The sequence below is a fragment of the Streptomyces sp. NPDC049887 genome (assembly GCF_040656535.1).
GTDB lineage: Bacteria > Actinomycetota > Actinomycetes > Streptomycetales > Streptomycetaceae > Streptomyces.
Genome location: NZ_JBFAMM010000001.1, coordinates 179,016 through 198,275 on the forward strand (window position 1 = coordinate 179,016; position 19,260 = coordinate 198,275).

Consider the following 19,260-nt stretch of genomic DNA (forward strand, 5'->3'; position numbering starts at 1 on the left):
GGGTTCGCCAGCATCGTCGCCGCGTGGTGCACCCCACCCGGCGGCGTACCCGGAACCCCCGGCGGACCAGGAGGCCGCGGAACACCCGGACCGGCTGGACCCGCGTTCGGAGCGGGAGGAGAACCCGCACCCGGACCGGAATCCGGACTCGCGTTCGGGTTCGGGTTCGGGTTCGGGTTCGGGTTCGCCAGCATCGTCGCCGCGTGGTGCACCCCACCCGGCGGCGTACCCGGAACCCCCGGCGGACCAGGAGGCCGCGGAACACCCGGACCGGCCGGACCCGCGTTCGGCGGCTGCGGTCCGTCCGGGCCGATCTGGGAGACCATCTGCGTGGGCACATAACCGCCCGCCGGCGCAGCGGGCCCCGGCGGAGGCGGCGTCGCACCGGGCCTCCCGCCAGGAACACCGGGCGCACCCGGCGGCGGCGGAGTCGTCGGCCCCGGGACGCGCGCACCGCGCGGCGGCACCGTGGCCTTGCTCGTCGCGGCGTCCGCGATGTCCCCCGCCGAACGCGGCGCGGGAGTGCCCGCAGGCGGCGCGGCAGCCGCACCGGCGACACGGTCCTGCGGATCGAGGGCGGGCGACACCGCCGTAGGCGGCAACTGGCTGCCACCCGACATCAGCGCCGTCGGCGCGTCCGCTCCCACCGAGGGCGGGGTGTCCTCGTCGTCCGCACCGGCCAGCGGCGGCGCGAACACCGTCGCCGGCAGCGGAACGGAACCGTCCTCCGAGCCGGCGTTCGTGTCCGTCCCCGCCCACGGCGTCGCACCCGCGGGCGCGGCCGGCACCCCGTCGGAAGCGGTCGGCTCGTACTCGTCCCCACCGGTCCCACCCTGGGGGCGGCCCTCGCCCGAGGCGGCCGCACCGTCGGCCCCCGCGGCGGGCGTCTCCGGCGAACCCGATGCGGCAGCCGCAGCCGCACCCGGCCACGCGCTCCCGCCCACATGCGAACCGCCACTCGTGGCGCCCGGCGGCACCGCGGCAGACGCGCCGCCGGGGCCGGCCCCGACGGGAGCAGGCCCAACGGCCGCTCCGGCGGCGGAGGTCTGCGGAGAGGCGGCAGCCGCACCCGGCCACGCGCTCCCGCCCACGTGTGAACCACGCCCGTTGGTGACACCACCGGCGATCGCGTCCTGAGGGCTCCCCGCGTCCTGCGCCGGCTGCCCGGCGGCGGCACCCGCGGGGGCGTCCGCGGAGGACGTACCCGCCACCGGAGCGCCCGCGTCGCCACGCGAACCCCGCTGGTCCGGAATGCCCAACCTGTCCGCCGCGTCCTGCAGCCATTCCGGCGGACTCAGCAGGAACGACGTCTGATTCAGATCGACCCGCTCCGGCGGCGCCACGGCCGGAGCCGCAGCCGTCGCGGGAGCGCCGTACTCCTCCTCGTAGCGGCGGATCACCTCACCCACCGGCAGGCCCGGCCACAGCGTGGCCTCCCCGCTGTCCCGGGCGATCACCATCCGCTGCCGGCCGCCGTCCGACGTCGGCCCCTCAGGTCGGTCCTCCGCCCACACCACGAAGCCCAGCTCGAACTCCCGCACCCGCACCTCGCGGTGCTGGTACGCGGGCAGGTCGCCGTTGAACCACTCCTCCGCGCGCTCCTGCGCCTGCGCGAACGTCACCATCGAGAAGCTCACTCCCCCACCGGGACGGCACGCGCGAAGCCGCCGTCCACCATCAGGTTCGCCACGGTCTCCAACTCCGGCGGATTCCCGGCCAGCCGTTCCAGGAACGCGTCGAAGTCCTCACCGCACGGCAGCAGCAGCCGCTCCACCCGCTCCGTCACCGTCAAGCCGTCCCGGTCCCGCGCGTCGTCGTACGCGCAGAACCACACCGAACCCACGTCCGCACCACGGACCTTGACCGCCAGCAACCCGCCCTGGACGAAACCGACGCCCAGATAGTCCTTCGTCAGGTGGTCCCGCAGACACTTGTTCACATACAGCAGGTCGTTGACCGCCGCCTCCTCACGCACCGTGAAGAACGGCTGGTCCACCAGCAACCCCAGCTCCGCGTCGAGCGCCGCACCCACCGGCGCGCACCCACCGGCCGCCTTCAGGAACGAGCGGTACGCCCCCGGCAGGCGGTACCCCAAGTCCTCCTCCACCCCGAGCAGTTGCTGCTCCGACACCGACACCGCGCCCTTCGGCAGACCGAAGTGCGCCGGCCGCGTCTCCTGCAGCGGACGGGTCCCGCGCTTCCCGTGGTCCACCACGGTCGTCGCCACACCGCCGTGATGCCTCAGCAGCGCCTTCACCTCGACCGGCACCAGCTCCAGCCGACGGCTCCCCGCCACGTGGTGCCACGTCCATCCGTGCGGTGTCGCCACCGGCGGAATCGTGTCCCACAGCTCATGGCCCGTCGCGGCCAGAGCCGCGTTCGCCGACACGTAGTCCGTCAGCCGCAGTTCGTCGACGCCGAAACCCTCCGGGGGCTCGGCGATCTCCGCCGCCGCCCGCGCATAGGGCGAGAAATCCGGAAAACCACGCTCGTCCACCCGGACGCCCATAGGATGCCGAGCAGCCCTCACCGGATCCGGGAAGTGAACGACCTGCCCGGCGTAGGCCGCGTTCGGCGGCACTGCGACCTCCCGGCCCTGGGGGCCGGGAGGTGCCCCCAGCCCGATCCGACCTGTCGTCATGGCGGTATGCCCCCTGCTGCGTCCGGCTGGTTCACCACAGCCTATGCGGTGGGGCGACAACGGCCACCGCCCCTCCGCTCCCGTAACGAACCGTCACGCCCGCGTGACCCTCAGCCCAGGACGGAACGACACGAATACACGTTTCAGCCACCCCGCTTCCGCACCACCCGCCCCATTTGGCAGGCTGTCCCAGCAACTCGGGGGATTGCAGGGAGGGACAACAGCACCATGTACACGGCACCGCAACCGTCGCCATCAGCCACGACCGGCGACCCCAGGCTCAGCTGGAGCAGCGCGGAGGCCGCAGCACGCCCGCCCGTACTCCGCTTCCGCCGCGACGGAATCCTGCCCACCGTCGCCGCCGCACTGTCCGTCCGCGGCTCGACCCTCACCTGCACCGCGGCCAAGGGCGACCAGGCCCCCACCCTCCACCCGCTCGTCCAGGACTTCCTCGACACCCTCACCAGCGGCCAGCGCGAACGCTTCACCGGCCGGTGCCCCGAAGCCATCCTGCTATCCCGCCACATCGGCGCCACCGACGCGGCACGCTCCAAACGCGCCCAGCGCAAACCCCTCACCCCAGGCGAAGCCCGCCGCTCCCTCAAGCACGCCAAACTCACCACACGACGCATCCGCGAGGACGGCGACCCCCTCCACGGCAGCTACGCCGCCCCCTGCCGCTCCTGCGCGGCGATGCTCGCTCACTTCGGCGTACGCGCCGTCGACCCCACCCAGAACGAGAACGGCTGAACGCACACACATGCCCGACCACCCCCTCAGCACCACCCGCTTCCCCGTCGCCGTCGACGCAACCCTGCGCGACGCGGGTTGGCAACCGGGCCGCTGGGACATCAAACTCGCCGAACAATGGGCCGACACCCTGCGCGCCCACGTCTCCCCCGGCGGCCACCGGCACGCCGTCTTCCCCGCGGCCGTCGAAGCCTGGGCCGAGTTCGGCGCCCTCCACATCACCCCGCCCGGACCCGGCCGCCAGACCGCACCGACGGCCCTCCGCCTCGACCCCCTCGCCGGGCTCCACCTCGCCCGCACCCTCAGCGACCTCGGCCGCGCCCTCGACACCGAGATCGCGCCCCTCGGAGAGGAAGGCGACGCCCAGGCCGTCCTCGCCATCGACACCGAGGGCCGCGTCTACAGCGTCGACCACACCGGCGACTGGTACCTCGGTCCCGACCTCGACCAGGCCCTCGTCACCCTCGTCAACGGCAGCCAGCCCGCCCGCCTCACCACGTCCTGAGACCGGCCCCGCGACCCGGGCACCACACCCGGGACGGCGCGGGCACAGGGCACCACGCCCCGGGGGCACCGCGACGGAGAGCAGCGGACAACGCCAGGGTCCCGCGGCGGCGACCGCCCCGCCGGACCACCACAACACGGAACACCGGCACACCGGACCGGACCGGCAGAGGCCCGCCCGACCGACCGGCACTTCCACCCGGGCACATCGGACCCACCCGCCCCTCACCCGGGCACATCGGACCCACCCGCCGGCTCACCCTGGCACATCGGACCGACCTGGCGGTTCACACCGGGCCACCCCGGACGCCCGGACCACCGGCCGGCATCATCCGGCAGCCGAAGAGCGCCCCGCGGACGCTCACACCACCGACGACTCCACCGGTGACTCCATCGGCAGCACCGCCGACACCCGGAAACCGCCCCCGTCCGTCGGCCCCGACACGAACACACCGCCCAGTGCCGACACCCGCTCCCGCATACCCACCAGACCGTTCCCCCCGCTCGGCAGACCCGCGTCCGCCGCACCCCGCTCCGAAGGACCGTTCTCCACCTGCATCGCGATCTCCGCATCACGATGGGCGACCCGCACCCACACCCTCGCACCCGCCGCATGCTTGTGCACGTTCGTCAATGCCTCCTGCACCACCCGGAACGCCGTCTGCTCCACCTCCGGCCGGTACCCGCGCGACTCGCCCTGCACCGAGAACTCGACCACCATCCCCGCCAGCCGCGACTGCTCCACCAACGAGCCGAGATCCGCCAACGACGGCCCCTCGCCCGTCACCGCGGCCTCGGCGGCCTCGGCGGCGGCCGCCGCCGCCACACCCACCGCCGCCAACGGCACCGGCTCCGCCGCCGCCCGCGCCGCGACCTCCTCGCCCGACCGCAGCACCCCCAGCATCTCCCGCAACTCCGTCAACGCCTGCCGGCCCATGTCCCCCACCAGGGCCGCGTTCTTCACCGCCTTCTGCGGATCCTTCAACGCCACCGCCTGCAACGCCGCCGCATGCACCACCATCAGACTCACCCGGTGCGCCACCACGTCGTGCATCTCCCGCGCGATCCGCGTCCGCTCCTCCGTACGCGCCCACTGCGCCTGCTGCTCCGCACGGTCGGCCAGCAGGGACAACTCCTGCTCCAGACTGACCGCACGCTCCCGCAGGCTCTCCATCAGCCGCCGCCGCGCCCCCACGTACAGGCCCAGCAGCAACGGTGGAGCGGTCAGTCCGATCGACATCACGACCGACACCACCGGCACGTACCAGGGACCCGGATCGAAATCGGCCGTCGCCACGTCCTGCCGCGTCCTGACGAACGTGACGATCAGCGTCCCCAGCAACGACATTCCCGCCAGCGCCGCGATCACCCGCCGCGGCGCCTCCGAGGCGGCGAGCGTGTACAGCCCGACGATCGCCATCAGGAAGCCCATCTCGGCCGGCGTGATCGCGATCGACACCAGCACCACGGCGACCGGCCAGCGCCGGCGCAGCACCAGCGCCGACCCGGCGAGCAGCCCGAAGACCACCCCCACCGGAACGGGCAGCGCGGCCGTCTCCGAGAAGCGCACCCCCTCCAGCGCGCACTCCGCCGCGGACACGAGACCGAGCCCCACGTCCAGCACCGCACTCCGCCGCCGCCCCCACCACAGCAAGCTCCGCGGCGACGCGTCGTCCGCGGAGTCCTGGTGTGCCCCCGTTGTGGTCATGTCTCCCAGACTACGAAAGCGGTCGAGCGATTTTCCGGCGGCTTCCACAGCACGGAACGTGATCGAACGAGGTCACAAACCGCGACGACCGCTCGAACAGGTGAATCGACCACTCCTTCGACCCGGATGTCCGCATTCCGGACGAACCTGGGCGCATGACCTCCACGACCGGCCCGTACGCCGACTTCGAAAACCTCCGCAGACGGGCGATCGCGCTGCGCCGCGAAGGCCTCAGCCTCCGCCAGATCCGCGACCGACTCCACATCGGCAACAACGACATCCTCAACCGCCTCGTGAAGGGCGAGCCGCCACCCGACTGGACCAGGCGCCCGAACGCGAAGGACGACCTGCGGGCGAAGGCGCGCGAGCTTCGACTGCAAGGGATGACCTACGACCAGATCCAGGTCGAGTTGGGGTGCTCGAAGAGCTCGATCTCACTGTGGGTGCGTGACCTGCCGGCGCCGGTCCGGCGCACACCTGCCGAGCAGGCCAGTCTGGCGGCCCGCAAGCGCTGGGAGCACGAGGGCCCGAGGAGGGAGGCGGCACGACAGCAGGCCAAGTCCCGCGCCGCAGCCGAGGTCGGCGCGCTCACCGACCGGGAGCTTCACCTGATCGGAGTCGGCCTCTACTGGGCCGAAGGCACCAAGGACAAACCTCACGCGCGCCGAGAGCGGGTGACCTTCGTCAACAGCGACCCCGACATGATCACGCTGTTCCTCGCGTGGCTCGACCTGCTCGGAGTCGAGAGGACTCGCCTGAGGTTTCACGTGATGATCCACGAGTCGGCCGAGGTGCACACCGCGGAGCGATACTGGGCCGACCTCGTCGGGGCGGACGTCGCGACATTCGGCAAGACCACGCTCAAGCGGCACAACCCGAAGACCGTCCGCAAGAACGTGGGCACGGGTTACCGGGGTTGCCTCGTCATCCAGGTCCGGCAGAGCGCGGAGCTGTACCGTCGCATCGAGGGCTGGTGGTACGGCATAGTAGGGGCTGCCTCCGCAGCCGATCCAACAAATCGGACATAGCGGTAATCCCGGGTCGTCTAAGGGCAAGACGTCAGATTTTGGTTCTGATCATGGGGGTTCGAGTCCTCCCCCGGGAGCAAACTGCCAAGTGCGGGTCCTGACCTCACGGTCAGGACCCGCACTTATTTCACGCCTGTATGCCCCCGGTATCCTTCGGATGTCCACCACCCGAAGCCGAAGGGCATTCCCGTGAGCGCCAACCGCCCGGCCGCCGTCGTCGTCCTTGCAGCGGGTGAGGGCACCCGCATGAAGTCGAAGACCCCCAAGGTCCTGCACGAGATCGCCGGACGCTCGCTCGTCGGGCACGTCGTGTCCGCCGCCCGTGAGCTCGAGCCCGAGCAGCTCGTCGTGGTCGTGGGGCATGCGAGCGAACAGGTCAGGGAACATCTCGCCGCGCACTACGAGGGGACGCGCACGGCGTTCCAGGCGGAGCAGAACGGCACTGGTCACGCCGTGCGGATGGCCCTGGAGGAGCTGGGCCAGGCCCCGGACGGCACGGTCGTGGTCGTGTGCGGTGACACTCCCCTTCTTTCCGGCGAGACGCTGTCGGCGCTCGCCGGAACTCATGCGGCCGACGGCAATGCCGTGACGGTGCTGACGGCGGAGGTCCCGGACTCGACGGGGTACGGCCGGATCGTGCGGGATTCCGCCACGGGTGCGGTGACCGCGATCGTGGAGCACAAGGACGCCTCCGAGGCCGAGCGGGCGATCAAGGAGATCAACTCGGGTGTCTTCGCGTTCGACGGCCGGCTGCTGGCGGATGCGCTGGGCAAGGTGCGCACGGACAACAGCCAGGGCGAGGAGTACCTGACGGACGTGCTCGGAATCCTGCGTGAGGCGGGGCACCGGGTGGGTGCGTCGGTGGCCGGGGACCACCGGGAGATCCTGGGGATCAACAACCGGGTACAGCTCGCGGAGGCGCGCCGGCTGCTGAACCAGCGGTTGCTGGAGCGGGCGATGACGGCCGGGGTGACGGTGGTGGATCCGGCGTCGGTGCTGGTGGACGTGACGGTGACGTTCGAGCGGGACGCGGTGGTTCACCCGGGCACGCAGTTGCTGGGTGCGACGCATGTGGGGGAGGACGCCGAGGTGGGTCCGAACTCGCGGCTGCGGGACACGGTGGTGGGCCGTGGGGCACGGGTGGACAACACGGTGGCGGACCGCGCGGTGATCGGGGAGTCGGCGTCGGTGGGTCCGTACGCGTACCTGCGTCCTGGGACGAAGCTCGGCCCGAAGGCCAAGGCGGGTACGTACGTGGAGATGAAGAACGCCTCGCTCGGCGAGGGCACGAAGGTGCCCCATCTGTCGTACGTGGGTGACGCGACGATCGGTGAGTACACGAACATCGGTGCTGCCTCGGTGTTCGTGAACTACGACGGTGAGGCGAAGCACCACACGACGATCGGCTCTCACTGCCGGACGGGGTCGGACAACATGTTTGTTGCTCCTGTCACAGTCGGGGACGGTGCGTACACCGCGGCGGGCTCGGTGATCACCAAGGATGTGCCTCCGGGTTCGCTGGCCGTGGCCCGTGGTCAGCAGCGGAATATCGAGGGCTGGGTGGCGCGGAAGCGTCCCGGGAGTGCGGCCGCGCAGGCGGCTCAGGCCGCTGGTGAGGCCGTGGAGCGCGACGGCTGACCGGGAACGGGTGCGTCAATCTCGGCGTACCGTGATACGTGCACATGATTCGGCTGGCTCGCCGCAACCAAGGACGGGCGGATCAGCAGCAGAGATACACGTCTGAGGAGACAGTGTTGTGACCGGGATCAAGACGACCGGCGAGAAGAAGCTGATGCTCTTCTCCGGCCGCGCCCACCCCGAGCTGGCCGAGGAGGTCGCCCATCAGCTGGGTGTCGGCATCGTGCCGACGAAGGCCTTCGATTTCGCCAATGGTGAGATCTACGTCCGTTTCCAGGAGTCGGCGCGTGGCGCGGACTGCTTCCTGATGCAGAGCCACACGGCTCCCATCAACAAGTGGATCATGGAGCAGTTGATCATGATCGATGCTCTGAAGCGGGCCTCCGCGCGGAGCATCACCGTGATCCTGCCGTTCTACGGTTACGCCCGTCAGGACAAGAAGCACCGCGGTCGTGAGCCGATCTCGGCGCGCCTGGTGGCGGATCTGATGAAGACGGCCGGTGCGGACCGGATCCTCACGGTGGATCTGCACACGGACCAGATCCAGGGCTTCTTCGACGGGCCGGTGGATCACCTGTTCGCGCTGCCGCTGCTGGCGGACTACGTCGGCGCGAAGGTCGACCGCTCGAAGCTGACGGTGGTGTCCCCGGACGCCGGCCGGGTGCGCGTGGCGGACCGCTGGTGCGACCGTCTGGACGCGCCCCTGGCGATCGTCCACAAGCGCCGCGACAAGGACGTGGCGAACCAGGTGACGGTCCACGAGGTCGTGGGCAATGTCGAGGGCCGGGTCTGCGTACTCGTCGACGACATGATCGACACCGGCGGCACGATCTGCGCGGCCGCGGAGGCGCTCTTCGCGCACGGTGCGGAGGACGTGATCGTCACGGCCACGCACGGTGTGCTGTCGGGTCCCGCCGCGGACCGGCTGAAGAACTCGAAGGTGAGCGAGTTCGTGTTCACGAACACGCTGCCGGACCCGAGCAATCTGGAGCTGGACAAGATCACCGTCCTGTCGATCGCGCCGACGATCGCGCGTGCGGTGCGCGAGGTCTTCGAGGACGGCTCGGTGACGAGCCTGTTCGAGGAGCAGTAGCCGACGGGCGGCGGACCGCGCGATCGGAGATCGATTTAGGCTGCGGCCTCCCTCCGGGTAGACTCATCGGGTTGCTCGGCGAGGGAGGCCGTACCCGTTTCGGTACGGCGGTCCGTTATCGACGCGCTCTTCGTAGCAGGCCAGTCGTGGCCGGGTGACTGTTCATGTTCGTCACCGCATACGAGGAGTGCACATGTCCGAGGTGAAGATTTCCGCGGAGCTCCGCAGCGAGTTCGGCAAGGGCGCCGCCCGGCGCATCCGTCGCGACAACAAGGTTCCCGGCGTTCTGTACGGTCACGGCTCGGACCCGGTCCACGTGACGCTGCCGGGTCACGAGCTGCTGCTGGCGCTGCGTACCCCGAACGTCCTGCTCGCGCTGGACATCGAGGGCAAGAAGGAGCTGGCCATCCCGAAGGCGGCGCAGCGCGACCCGCTGAAGGGCTTCCTGGAGCACGTGGACCTGCTGCTGGTGAAGCGCGGCGAGAAGGTCACGGTCGAGGTTCCGGTGCAGGCCGAGGGTGAGCTGGCCCCCGGTGGCAACCTGCTGGAGCACGTGCTGAACGCGCTGCCGGTCGAGGCCGAGGCCACCCACATCCCCGAGTCCTTCACGGTGTCCGTCGAGGGCCTGGAGGCCGGCGCCTCCGTCCACGCCAAGGACGTCGAGCTGCCGAAGGGCGTCTCCCTGGCCGTGGACGAGGACGCGGTCGTGCTGCAGGTCCTGGCCGCGCAGGCCGCGGCGGGGGCCCCCGCGGCCGTGGGGGCGGCGGCGGGCGCGGCGGGGGCCGCCGCGGGCGCCGCGCCCTGCGCCGTACGCTCTGCTGGCGGGGGGGGCGGGCCGCGCGGCCCGCCACCCCGTTCGCTGTTTTTCGGACTCGTTCGCGGACTCGAGGAGACGTTCATGACGACGGTCGACGCCGGCGCGCCCTGGCTGGTGGTGGGGCTGGGCAATCCGGGGCCGGGGTATGCGGGGAACCGCCACAACGTGGGGTTCATGGTCGCCGATCTGCTCGCGGAGCGGATGGGCGGGAAGTTCAAGCGGGCGGCCAAGGCGCAGGCGCAGGTGGTGGAGGGCCGGATCGGTCCGGCGGGTCCGGGGAGCCGTCGGGTGATCCTGGCGAAGCCGATGTCGTACATGAATCTTTCGGGTGGTCCTGTGGTGGCGTTGCGGGACTTCTACAAGGTTCCGACGGCGCACGTGGTGGCGGTGCACGACGAGCTGGACATCGACTTCGGTGTGCTGCGGCTGAAGCTGGGTGGCGGTGACAACGGGCACAACGGTCTGAAGTCGATGACGAAGGCGATGGGTTCGGACTACCACCGGGTGCGGTTCGGCATCGGGCGTCCGCCGGGGCGGATGCAGGTGGCGGACTTCGTGCTGAAGGACTTCTCCGGTGCCGAGCGCAAGGAGCTGGACTACTTCGTGGACCGCGGGGCGGATTCGGTGGAGTGTCTGGTGACGGAGGGGCTGGAGCGCGCGCAGAGTGCGTACAACTCCTGACAAGCCCTCCATAGCGCCGGCCATGAGTTGACCGAGCGAGGTCGGGTGCCGAAGGATCGCGCCCCATGAAGCGGAACTCCTCCGGCCGGATGCTCGACCACGGCCGCCGTGCGTCCTTGGCCGCGGTGGTGCTGCTGCTGCTCGTGGCCGGCTTCTGGTCCTCCTGGGGCACGGCCCAGCACGTGCTGCTGTCCAAGGGCCGTGAGCACGGGACGCTCACCGTCGCCGACTGCGGCGAGAAGACCTGCACGGGCCCGTACGACCCCGATGGGCCCGGCGGCGCGCGGTCGGGCATGGTCATCGAGAGGTCGGTGGCGGTGGCCGAGGGCGCGGAGCTCGCCGTGGTGGTGAAGCCGGGCACGGACGAGGTCGTGCGCACCGGCTGGCCCGGGGCGCTGCACGCGTGGCTGCCCCTCGGCGGTGCACTGCTGCTCGCCGCCTGTGTGATCGGCGGCGGTCTGCGGATGACGCGGACGGCGTGGGGGACGGCCGCCGCGGGCGGCGCGTTGCTGGTGGGCGCGTTCTTCGCGCTCTGAGCAGTGAGACCCGGCGGCGCGGCCCAGCGACACGAAGCAGCGCGCGGCCCGCCCGGTCAGCGGACCGGGCCCGGCAGCCCACCCGGCGGCGAGACCGAGCGGCAGCCCGGCGCGGCAACGCGACCGAGCAACCCGGCACGGCACACCGATCCGGGCACCCGTCCCGGCCAGCGCCGGCAGCCCGGTACAGCAGCGCGGCGCGGCAGCGCGACCCAGCAACCCGGCACGGCAACCCGGTACAGCGACCCGGCCCAGCGGCCCCACCAAGCGACCCCACCAAGCGACCCGGCCCAGCGGCCCGGCCCGGACACCCGTCCCGGCGCGGCACCCCGACCCGGGAGTGGCCGGAAAGACGGGCAGGGGGCCCGGGAGGGTTCCCGGGCCCCCTGCCGTCGGGGCGGAGCGGGGCCGTCAGCCCGTGTTGCGCAGTCCGGCCGCGACGCCGTTGACCGTCAGCAGCAGCGCCCGCGACAGCAGCGGATCCGCCGGTTCCCCGCGTTCGGCGGCGGTGCGCTGCCGGGCGAGCAGCGAGACCTGGAGGTAGGAGATCGGGTCCAGATAGGCGTCCCGGATTCCGAAGGTCTGCTGGAGTCCCGGGTTGGAGTCGAGCAGCTGCTCGCCTCCGGTGACGCGCAGCACCTCACGCACCGTCAGCTCGTGTTCGGTCTCGATGCCGGCGAACACGTGCTTGAGCTCGTCCGGCACGAGGGTGTCCACGTAGTGGCGGGCGATCCGCAGATCGGTCTTGGCGAGGGTCATCTCGACGTTGGAGACGAAGTTGCGGAAGAAGTGCCACTTCTCGTACATCTCCTCCAGGACGGAGTCCTGGCCGGCCTCGCGCAGGGCCCGCAGGCCGGAGCCGACGCCGAACCAGCCGGGCACGATCTGCCGCGACTGGGTCCAGCCGAACACCCACGGGATGGCCCGCAGCCCGTCCAGGCCGGCGCCGCTGTCGGGGCGGCGGGAGGGCCGGGAGCCCAGGTGCAGCTCGGCGAGCTGGTCGACGGGGGTGGAGGCGAAGAAGTACGCCGGCAGGTCCGGGTCCTCGACCAGCCTGCGGTAGGCGGCGTGGGCGGCGTCGGAGACGGTGTCCATCGCGGTGTCCCAGCGGGCGAGCGCCTCGTCGCTCTGCCGGGGCGCGGTGTGCAGGGCGGACGCCTGGAGGGTCGCGGCGACCGTGAGCTCCAGGTTCTCCCTGGCCAGGGAGGGGATGAGGTACTTGTCCGAGATGACCTCGCCCTGTTCCGTCACCTTGATCTCGCCCTCGAGCGTGCCCCAGGGCTGGGCCAGGATGGCCTCGTGGGTGGGGCCGCCGCCGCGGCCGACGGTGCCGCCCCGGCCGTGGAAGAGCCGCAGCCGGACGCCGTAGCGGTGGGCGACGTCCCTGAGCCTGCGCTGGGCGCGGTGGATCTCCCACTGCGAGGTGGTGATGCCGCCGAACTTGGAGGAGTCGGAGTAGCCGAGCATGACCTCCTGGACGTCGCCGCGCAGGGCGACGAGCCTGCGGTAGGACGGGTCCGCCAGCATCTCGTCGAGGATGACGTCGGCAGCCCGGAGTTCGTCGGTGGTCTCCAGCAGCGGCACGATGCCGATCCTGGCCCAGCCTGCGTGCAGGTCGACCAGTCCGGCCTCGCGGGCGAGCACGGCGGCGGCGAAGACGTCGTCGGCGCCCTGGCACATCGAGATGATGTAGGACTCGATGACCTCGGGCCCGAAGCGCTCGAATGCCTCCTTGACCGTGTGGAAGACGCCGAGGGTCTTGGCGCCCGCGGCGTCGAGCGGTGCCGGGGTCGGGGCGAGCGGCCGCCGGGAGCGGAGTTCCTTGGCGAGCAGCTTCTGCCGGTACTCGCGCGGCATGTCGGCGTAGCGCCAGGTCTCCTCGCCGAGCCGGTCGAAGAGCTGGCCGAGGGCGTGGTGGTGCGCGTCGGCGTGCTCACGCACGTCCATGGTGGCGAGCTGCAGCCCGAAGGCGGCGAGGGTGCGGATGGTGCGGTCGAGGCGGCCGTCGGCGAACAGCCCGCCGCGGTGCTCGCGCAGCGACGTCTGGATGAGGGTGAGGTCCTGGAGCAGCTCGGCGGTGCCGAGGTAGTCGCGGCCCTTCTCGTGGGGGGTGCCCTTGGCGAGGCGCTCGCGGGTGTTGACGAGCTTCTGGCGGATGCAGGTGGCCTTGAGCCGGTAGGGCTCCTCGGCGTTGAGCCGCTTGTAGCGGGGGCTGATCTCCGGCAGGCGCTCGAGGTCGGACTGGAGGGAGTCGAGCAGTTCCTCGGTGGCGCCCGCGTAGCGGATCGAGTTGGACAGCAGCGCGCGCAGCGAGTCGACGGCTTCGAGGGCGTCGGTGATGCCGTGCTCGTGCTGGAGGATCAGGACCTCGCGGGTGACCTCGGGGGTGACGTTGGGGTTGCCGTCGCGGTCGCCGCCGATCCAGGTGCCGAAGGTGAGGGGCCGGGTGCCGGGCGGCAGCTCGACCCCGGCGCGCTCCAGCTCGGCGGCGAGGTCCTCCAGGACGTCCCCGACGGCGCCCGCGTGGAGCTCGTCGAGGTAGTAGATGGCGTTGCGGGCCTCGTCGGCGGGCTCGGGGCGCACGACGCGGAGCTCGTCCGTCTGCCAGATCAGGTCGATGCTCTCGGCGAGCCGCAGGTCGTGCCGGCGGCGGTCGGCGGGGTTGACCGGGGTTTCCAGCAGCTCGGCGATGCGCCGGAGCTTGTTCAGCACGGACCGGCGGGCCGCCTCGGTGGGGTGGGCGGTGAAGACCGGCCGCACGTTGAGGTTGCGCACGGTCTCGCGCAGGTGCTCGGGGTCCGCTTCCTTGAGCATGTCGGCGGTCCGGGAGAGCAGCCCGCCCTCGGCGGCGCGGCGCTCGCGCATCTCGCGGCCGCGGTGCACCTGCTCGGTGACGTTGGCAAGATGGAAGTACGTGGAGAACGCACGCACCAGCTTCGCGGCGGTTTCCAGGTCGGTGTCCCCGAGCAGCTCCGCGGCGGCGTCGCCGTCGGACCGGGTCAGGGCGCGTACGCGTTCCACGAGGTCGAGGAGTTCGGGGCCTTCCTGCCGTACGAGGGTCTCGCCCAGCAGATCGCCCAGTCGGCGGATGTCGGAACGCAGCTCCGCGCTGGCGGATGTGGTCTGGTCGGCACTGCTCACAGGTGCGGCTCCTTGCAGTGTTTGAGCACGTCTGGAGGTTTTCCGGAGGCTTTGCGGACCACGCTGTCCGACGACTCCAAGGATAGGTGTCCGTTCACTCGGCGTTGTCCACCGCCCTCTTGCCGCGAGGCTTCGCGCTGCCATACTTACGACCCCGTAGGTTACGGTTCCGTAGCCGGACGGTTCAGCCGCACCCTCACCCCCCAGGGGACACCCCATGACCACGAGTCCCGATGTGATCGACGACGCCCGGAAGTCGTCCGCGCCCGATCTTCCCTCCGCCACGCTGGGCAGCGACAGCAAGCGTTCGATCGAGCAGATCGCCCTGCTGATGTTCATCACGGTGCCCTTCCTGGCGCTCCTGGCGGCGATCCCGCTGGCGTGGGGCTGGGGTGTGAGCTGGCTCGACCTCGGCCTGCTGGTGGCGATGTACTTCATCGGCTGCCACGGCATCACGATCGGCTTCCACCGCTACTTCACCCACGGCTCCTTCAAGGCCAAGCGGCCGCTGCGGATCGCACTGGCGATCATGGGGTCGCTGGCCGTGGAGGGCCCGCTGGTGCGCTGGGTGGCCGACCACCGCAAGCACCACAAGTTCTCCGACGCCGAGGGGGACCCGCACTCGCCGTGGCGTTTCGGCGAGACGGTCCCGGCGCTGATGAAGGGCCTGTGGTGGGCACACATCGGCTGGATGTTCGACGAGGAGCAGACCCCGCAGCACAAGTACGCGCCCGATCTGATCAAGGACCCGGCGCTCCGGGCGATCTCGCGCCAGTTCGTGATCTGGACGATCGTGTCCCTGGCGATCCCCCCGCTGGTCGGCGGTCTGGTGACGATGTCGTGGTGGGGCGCGTTCACCGCGTTCTTCTGGGGCTCGCTGGTCCGCGTCGCACTGCTGCACCACGTGACGTGGTCGATCAACTCGATCTGCCACGCGGTCGGCAAGCGCCCGTTCAAGTCGCGCGACCGTTCGGGCAATGTGTGGTGGCTCGCGGTGCTGTCGTGCGGCGAGTCCTGGCACAACCTGCACCACGCCGACCCGACGAGCGCCCGGCACGGTGTGATGCGCGGGCAGATCGACTCCAGCGCCCGGCTGATCCGCTGGTTCGAGAAGGCGGGCTGGGCGTACGACGTGCGCTGGCCGAGTGCGGACCGGATTGCCGCCCGGCGCCGGAAGGAAGCCGCGGAGGCGGCATGATTGAGGGCGTGGCGATCGACGGCAGCAGCACCAGCAGCAGCAGTGAGAAGCCCCGGCGTGGGCGCAGGGTCCGGATGACCGGGGCGGAGCGCCGCCAGCAGCTGCTCGACATCGGTCGCACGCTTTTCGCCGCGAAGGGCTTCGAGGGCACGTCGGTGGAGGAGATCGCGGCGAAGGCCGGGGTGTCCAAGCCGGTGGTGTACGAGCACTTCGGCGGCAAGGAGGGCCTGTACGCCGTCGTGGTCGACCGGGAGATGCGCCAGCTGCTGGACATGGTGACCGGGGCGCTGACCGCGGGCCACCCGAGGGAGCTGCTGGAGCAGGCGGCGTTCGCGCTGCTGGACTACATCGAGACCTACACGGACGGTTTCCGGATCCTGGTCCGTGATTCGCCGGTCGCCCAGTCCACGGGTACGTTCGCGTCGCTGATCAGCGACATCGCCACACAGGTCGAGGACATCCTGGGCCTGGAGTTCAAGGCCCGCGGCTTCGACCCGAAGCTGGCGCCGCTGTACGCGCAGGCGCTGGTGGGGATGGTGGCGCTGACGGGCCAGTGGTGGCTGGACGTCCGCAAGCCGAAGAAGGCGGAGGTCGCGGCCCACCTGGTGAACCTGGCCTGGCACGGGCTGGACGGGCTGGAGCAGAAGCCGCGGCTGATAGGGCACCGCAAGAGCTGAGCGGCTGCGGCGCGCGGCGGGCCGGTGCGCGTCGCGTCACGTCGGGGGTGTGCGCGGACGGGGGTGCGCACGATGACGCCCACGCGTCGCGCCGATCCCCGCACCCGCACCGCCGGCCCGCGAACGGGCGCCGCGGCCGGCCGGCGTCCGGCTCCCCGCTCGTCGCTCGTCGCGGGAGGAACGCCGGCCGGGCAGCCGGGCCGGTCACTCCACCGGTTCCAGGAACTCCAGCCGGTTGCCCACCGGGTCCTTCGAGAAGAAGCGGCGGTGCCCGGGGAGGTCCTCGTCCCAGACGACCTCGGCGCCGTGGGCGAGCAGGCGCTCGGCGAACGCCTCGACACCGGTCACCCGCAGCCCCGGGTGGGCCTTGCGCGCGGGCCGGAAACCCGGGTCCACCCCGAGATGCAACTGGACGTCGCCGGTCCGGAACCAGCAGCCGCCGCGGACGGCGAGCGACGGCGGCTTGGCCATCTCGGTCATCCCCGGGGCGCCGCCGTAGTACGCGCGCAGCGCTTCCTCGGAGCCCGCGGGCACGGCGAGCTGGACGTGATCGACAGCGGTCAGCACGGTGACACGTCCTTTCCCGACGGGTCTACATCGGTTTGCGGGCCACGGCGAAGATGCGGCGGAACGGGAAGACCGTTCCGTGCGGGCCGGGCGGGTATGCCTTGCGGAGCAGATCGCGGTACTGGGAGAGGAACTCGTCGGTGGCCTCCTCGTCCCCGTCCAGCGTGGTGAGGACCGGGCGCAGCGCGGTGCCCTTGACCCAGTCCAGGACGGGGTCCTCGCCTGTGAGCAGCTGGAGGTAGGTCGTCTCCCAGGTGTCGGCGGCGCACCCGAGGTCGGCGAGCCGCAGGAGGTAGTCGGCCGGGTCCAGTACATGGACGAAGCGGCGGCCCTGGTCGGCGAGGCGGTCGCGCCACTGCGGGGTGTCGCAGAGTTCGCCGAGCAGCGCGTGGCTGGGCGACGTGAAGTTGCCGGGCACCTGGAAGGCGAGGGTGCCGCCGGGTGTGAGGCCGTCGATCCAGGTGGCGAAGGACTCGGGGTGGTTGGGCACCCACTGGAGCGCGGCGTTGGAGACGATGAGGTCGTAGGGCTCGTCGGGGGTCCAGTGGGCGGCGTCGGCGGGCCGGAAGTCGATCCAGCCGCCGCCGCTGGTGGTGCCCGCGTACTCCTTCTCGGCGCGGGCGAGCATCTCGGGTGAGAGGTCGAATCCGGTGATCCGCGCGTCCGGCCAGCGGTCGGCGAGGAGCACGGTGACGTTGCCGGGGCCGCACCCGAGGTCGGCGATACGGGGCGGGCGGTTTCCGTGGGGCAGTTCGGGTATGCGGCCGAGCAGATCGAGGAACGGGCGGGTTCGATGGCCTGAGTGACGCAGGTACTGCTGTGGATCCCAGGTTGGAACGGAATGCATGTTCGATCCCCCTTGCAGGAACGTTCGCCGGAACCGGAGCAGGAGTTCCGGCCCGACCATGCCCAATAGTCCATGTAAATATATCTTGACGTCAAGAGACTTCATGTCGACAGACCCTCTACACTGATCGCCATGGAGGACGAGGTCGACCGACTGGTCGCTGCCTGGCGCCGCGAGCGCCCCGACCTCGACGTGGAGCCGCTCGAGGTGCTCAGCCGCGTCTCCAGACTCGCACGCCATCTCGACCGCGCACGCAGGATCGCCTTCGCCGAGCACAATCTGGAGCCCTGGGAGTTCGACGTCCTGACGTCGCTGCGGCGCGCGGGGGCGCCCTACCAGCTCTCCCCCGGCCAGCTGCTCACCCAGACCCTGGTCACCTCGGGCACGATGACCAACCGCATCGACCGGCTCGCCAAGAAGGGCCTGGTCGAACGACTACCCGACCCCAGTGACCGTCGCGGCGTGCTGGTGCGCCTCACCACGGAGGGGCGGGACCGCGCCGATCAGGCCCTCGCCGGGCTGCTCGCCCAGGAACGCGCGATCCTGGCCGAGCTGTCCCGTGCTCAGCGCGGTGAACTCGCCGGCCTGCTACGCCAGTTGACCGCCCCGTTCGACAACATCCCCGGCTGAGGGCGCGAGTTCCGCGGGGCCGACCCCGGCCCGGCGGGCCAGCGCCACCGCGGCGAGGGTCGAGTGGACTCCGAGCTTGCCCAGGACGTTCTGCATATGGGTGCGCACGGTGTGCGGGGAGAGGAACAGCCGCTCGGCGACCGCCTTGCGGCCCAGTCCGGCCACCATGCACCGCAGCACCTCCCGCTCGCGCGGGGTGAGCGACTCCACGAGCCGCTCGCTCTCGGTGCGGTGCTTGCGGGCGGCGGTGAGTTCTCGCAGTACGCCGGTGAGCAGCGCGGGCGGCAGGTGCGTCTCGTCGCGCAGAACGCCGCGGATCACCGTGAGCAGCCGCTGCAGGGAGCAGTCCTTGGCGACCCAGCCGGAGGCGCCGGCCTGGAGCGCGAGCGCGGCCCGGCGCGGGTCGTCCTTCTCGGCGAGCACGACCGTACGGACGGCGGGGCGCGCGGTGCGAACCGCGGCGACCAGGGAGATCCCGTCGACGAAGCCGTCGCCGTTGTCGGGGACGGCTCGCGCGACCACGGTGCCGCCCGGTGTCGTCGCGATCCCCAGATCGGCATCGACCAGCATCACGTCGAATCTGCGCCCCTCGGCCGCCGCGCGCTCGAGGCAGCGCAGCGCGGCCGGGCCACTGCCCGCCGCGGCGACCTCGACGTCCGGCTCGGCGGCGAGCGCCGCCGCGAGGGACTCGGCGAAGATTCGGTGGTCGTCCACGACGAGGACCCGGATACGAACCACAGACACCCCCAGGCTGCGTTTTCCGGCGGAGGCCACGCGTCGACGGGTACGGCGCCCGACAGGAAT

At 71.4% G+C, this 19,260-nt stretch carries 16 protein-coding genes, 1 tRNA gene and 2 pseudogenes; 12 read left to right on the forward strand and 7 right to left on the reverse strand.

All coding sequences use genetic code 11. The features are described 5' to 3' along the window. Together AB0J10_RS00770 and AB0J10_RS00775 are read right to left on the reverse strand one after the other, a co-directional pair. Nucleotides 1-1,625 (reverse strand): annotated as a pseudogene (locus AB0J10_RS00770) (hypothetical protein); the annotation flags it as partial. 8 nt (nt 1,626-1,633) lie between these two features. After that, nucleotides 1,634-2,641 carry an SMI1/KNR4 family protein gene (locus AB0J10_RS00775; protein WP_363056334.1) on the reverse strand — a complete coding sequence of 336 codons (1,008 nt, stop codon included), beginning with the start codon at nt 2,639-2,641 and terminating at the stop codon, nt 1,634-1,636. 228 nt (nt 2,642-2,869) lie between these two features. Here AB0J10_RS00775 and AB0J10_RS00780 point away from each other — a divergent pair, with 228 nt between their 5' ends. Then, nucleotides 2,870-3,391 (forward strand): YwqJ-related putative deaminase, encoded by a 522-nt coding sequence (locus AB0J10_RS00780; protein WP_363056336.1) that lies wholly within the window; start codon nt 2,870-2,872, stop codon nt 3,389-3,391. A 10-nt stretch (nt 3,392-3,401) separates the two neighbouring features. Continuing rightward, nucleotides 3,402-3,896: an SUKH-3 domain-containing protein gene (locus tag AB0J10_RS00785; protein ID WP_363056338.1), complete on the forward strand. Its 495-nt coding sequence runs from the start codon at nt 3,402-3,404 to the stop codon at nt 3,894-3,896. Between the two features lie 360 nt (nt 3,897-4,256). Here AB0J10_RS00785 and AB0J10_RS00790 read toward each other — a convergent pair whose 3' ends face one another. Then, nucleotides 4,257-5,603 (reverse strand): histidine kinase, encoded by a 1,347-nt coding sequence (locus AB0J10_RS00790; protein ID WP_363056340.1) that lies wholly within the window; start codon nt 5,601-5,603, stop codon nt 4,257-4,259. Between the two features lie 155 nt (nt 5,604-5,758). Between AB0J10_RS00790 and AB0J10_RS00795 the strand changes: the two genes are divergently transcribed. The 7 genes and pseudogenes from AB0J10_RS00795 (at nt 5,759) to AB0J10_RS00825 (ending at nt 11,396) form a co-directional block, all read left to right on the forward strand. Further along, a complete protein-coding gene (locus tag AB0J10_RS00795) occupies nt 5,759-6,631 on the forward strand; it encodes a hypothetical protein (protein ID WP_363056342.1) in 873 nt (290 codons plus the stop codon). Nucleotides 6,632-6,637: 6 nt separating this feature from the next. Then, nucleotides 6,638-6,708 (forward strand) — tRNA-Gln (locus tag AB0J10_RS00800). 112 nt (nt 6,709-6,820) lie between these two features. Continuing rightward, nucleotides 6,821-8,269: a bifunctional UDP-N-acetylglucosamine diphosphorylase/glucosamine-1-phosphate N-acetyltransferase GlmU gene (gene glmU / locus AB0J10_RS00805; protein ID WP_363056344.1), complete on the forward strand. Its 1,449-nt coding sequence runs from the start codon at nt 6,821-6,823 to the stop codon at nt 8,267-8,269. A 118-nt stretch (nt 8,270-8,387) separates the two neighbouring features. Next, nucleotides 8,388-9,362 carry a ribose-phosphate diphosphokinase gene (locus AB0J10_RS00810; RefSeq protein WP_363056346.1) on the forward strand — a complete coding sequence of 325 codons (975 nt, stop codon included), beginning with the start codon at nt 8,388-8,390 and terminating at the stop codon, nt 9,360-9,362. A 193-nt stretch (nt 9,363-9,555) separates the two neighbouring features. After that, a pseudogene (locus tag AB0J10_RS00815) lies at nt 9,556-10,095 on the forward strand (50S ribosomal protein L25/general stress protein Ctc); the annotation flags it as partial. Between the two features lie 165 nt (nt 10,096-10,260). Next, on the forward strand, nt 10,261-10,860 hold the full coding sequence (gene pth / locus AB0J10_RS00820; RefSeq protein ID WP_283299089.1) for an aminoacyl-tRNA hydrolase: 600 nt from the start codon (nt 10,261-10,263) through the stop codon (nt 10,858-10,860). A gap of 65 nt (nt 10,861-10,925) precedes the next feature. Then, on the forward strand, nt 10,926-11,396 hold the full coding sequence (locus tag AB0J10_RS00825; protein WP_363056348.1) for a hypothetical protein: 471 nt from the start codon (nt 10,926-10,928) through the stop codon (nt 11,394-11,396). A 411-nt stretch (nt 11,397-11,807) separates the two neighbouring features. Here AB0J10_RS00825 and ppc read toward each other — a convergent pair whose 3' ends face one another. Next, the gene (ppc, locus tag AB0J10_RS00830) at nt 11,808-14,537 is read right to left on the reverse strand and encodes a phosphoenolpyruvate carboxylase (RefSeq protein ID WP_363056350.1); all 2,730 of its coding nucleotides are present in this window, start codon (nt 14,535-14,537) and stop codon (nt 11,808-11,810) included. Nucleotides 14,538-14,754: 217 nt separating this feature from the next. Between ppc and AB0J10_RS00835 the strand changes: the two genes are divergently transcribed. After that, nucleotides 14,755-15,735 (forward strand): acyl-CoA desaturase, encoded by a 981-nt coding sequence (locus tag AB0J10_RS00835; RefSeq protein ID WP_363056353.1) that lies wholly within the window; start codon nt 14,755-14,757, stop codon nt 15,733-15,735. Continuing rightward, nucleotides 15,732-16,412, forward strand: coding sequence for a TetR/AcrR family transcriptional regulator (locus tag AB0J10_RS00840; protein WP_269729973.1), 681 nt, complete (start codon nt 15,732-15,734; stop codon nt 16,410-16,412). The genes AB0J10_RS00835 and AB0J10_RS00840 overlap by 4 nt, the downstream gene beginning before the upstream one ends. 204 nt (nt 16,413-16,616) lie before the next feature. Here the strand turns inward: AB0J10_RS00840 and AB0J10_RS00845 are convergent, their stop codons facing one another. Beyond that, entirely contained in the window at nt 16,617-16,979 is a 363-nt protein-coding gene (locus tag AB0J10_RS00845; RefSeq protein WP_363056355.1) for a VOC family protein, read from the reverse strand. 25 nt (nt 16,980-17,004) lie between these two features. Beyond that, entirely contained in the window at nt 17,005-17,826 is an 822-nt protein-coding gene (locus tag AB0J10_RS00850) for a trans-aconitate 2-methyltransferase (protein WP_363056357.1), read from the reverse strand. 132 nt (nt 17,827-17,958) lie between these two features. Here AB0J10_RS00850 and tamR point away from each other — a divergent pair, with 132 nt between their 5' ends. Next, a complete protein-coding gene (gene tamR, locus AB0J10_RS00855) occupies nt 17,959-18,456 on the forward strand; it encodes a MarR family transcriptional regulator TamR (protein WP_363056359.1) in 498 nt (165 codons plus the stop codon). Here the strand turns inward: tamR and AB0J10_RS00860 are convergent. After that, complete coding sequence (locus AB0J10_RS00860) at nt 18,415-19,194, reverse strand: response regulator transcription factor (protein WP_363056817.1); 780 nt, start codon at nt 19,192-19,194, stop codon at nt 18,415-18,417. The two genes, tamR and AB0J10_RS00860, sit on opposite strands and share 42 nt — an antisense overlap. Between the last annotated feature and the right edge of the window lie 66 nt (nt 19,195-19,260).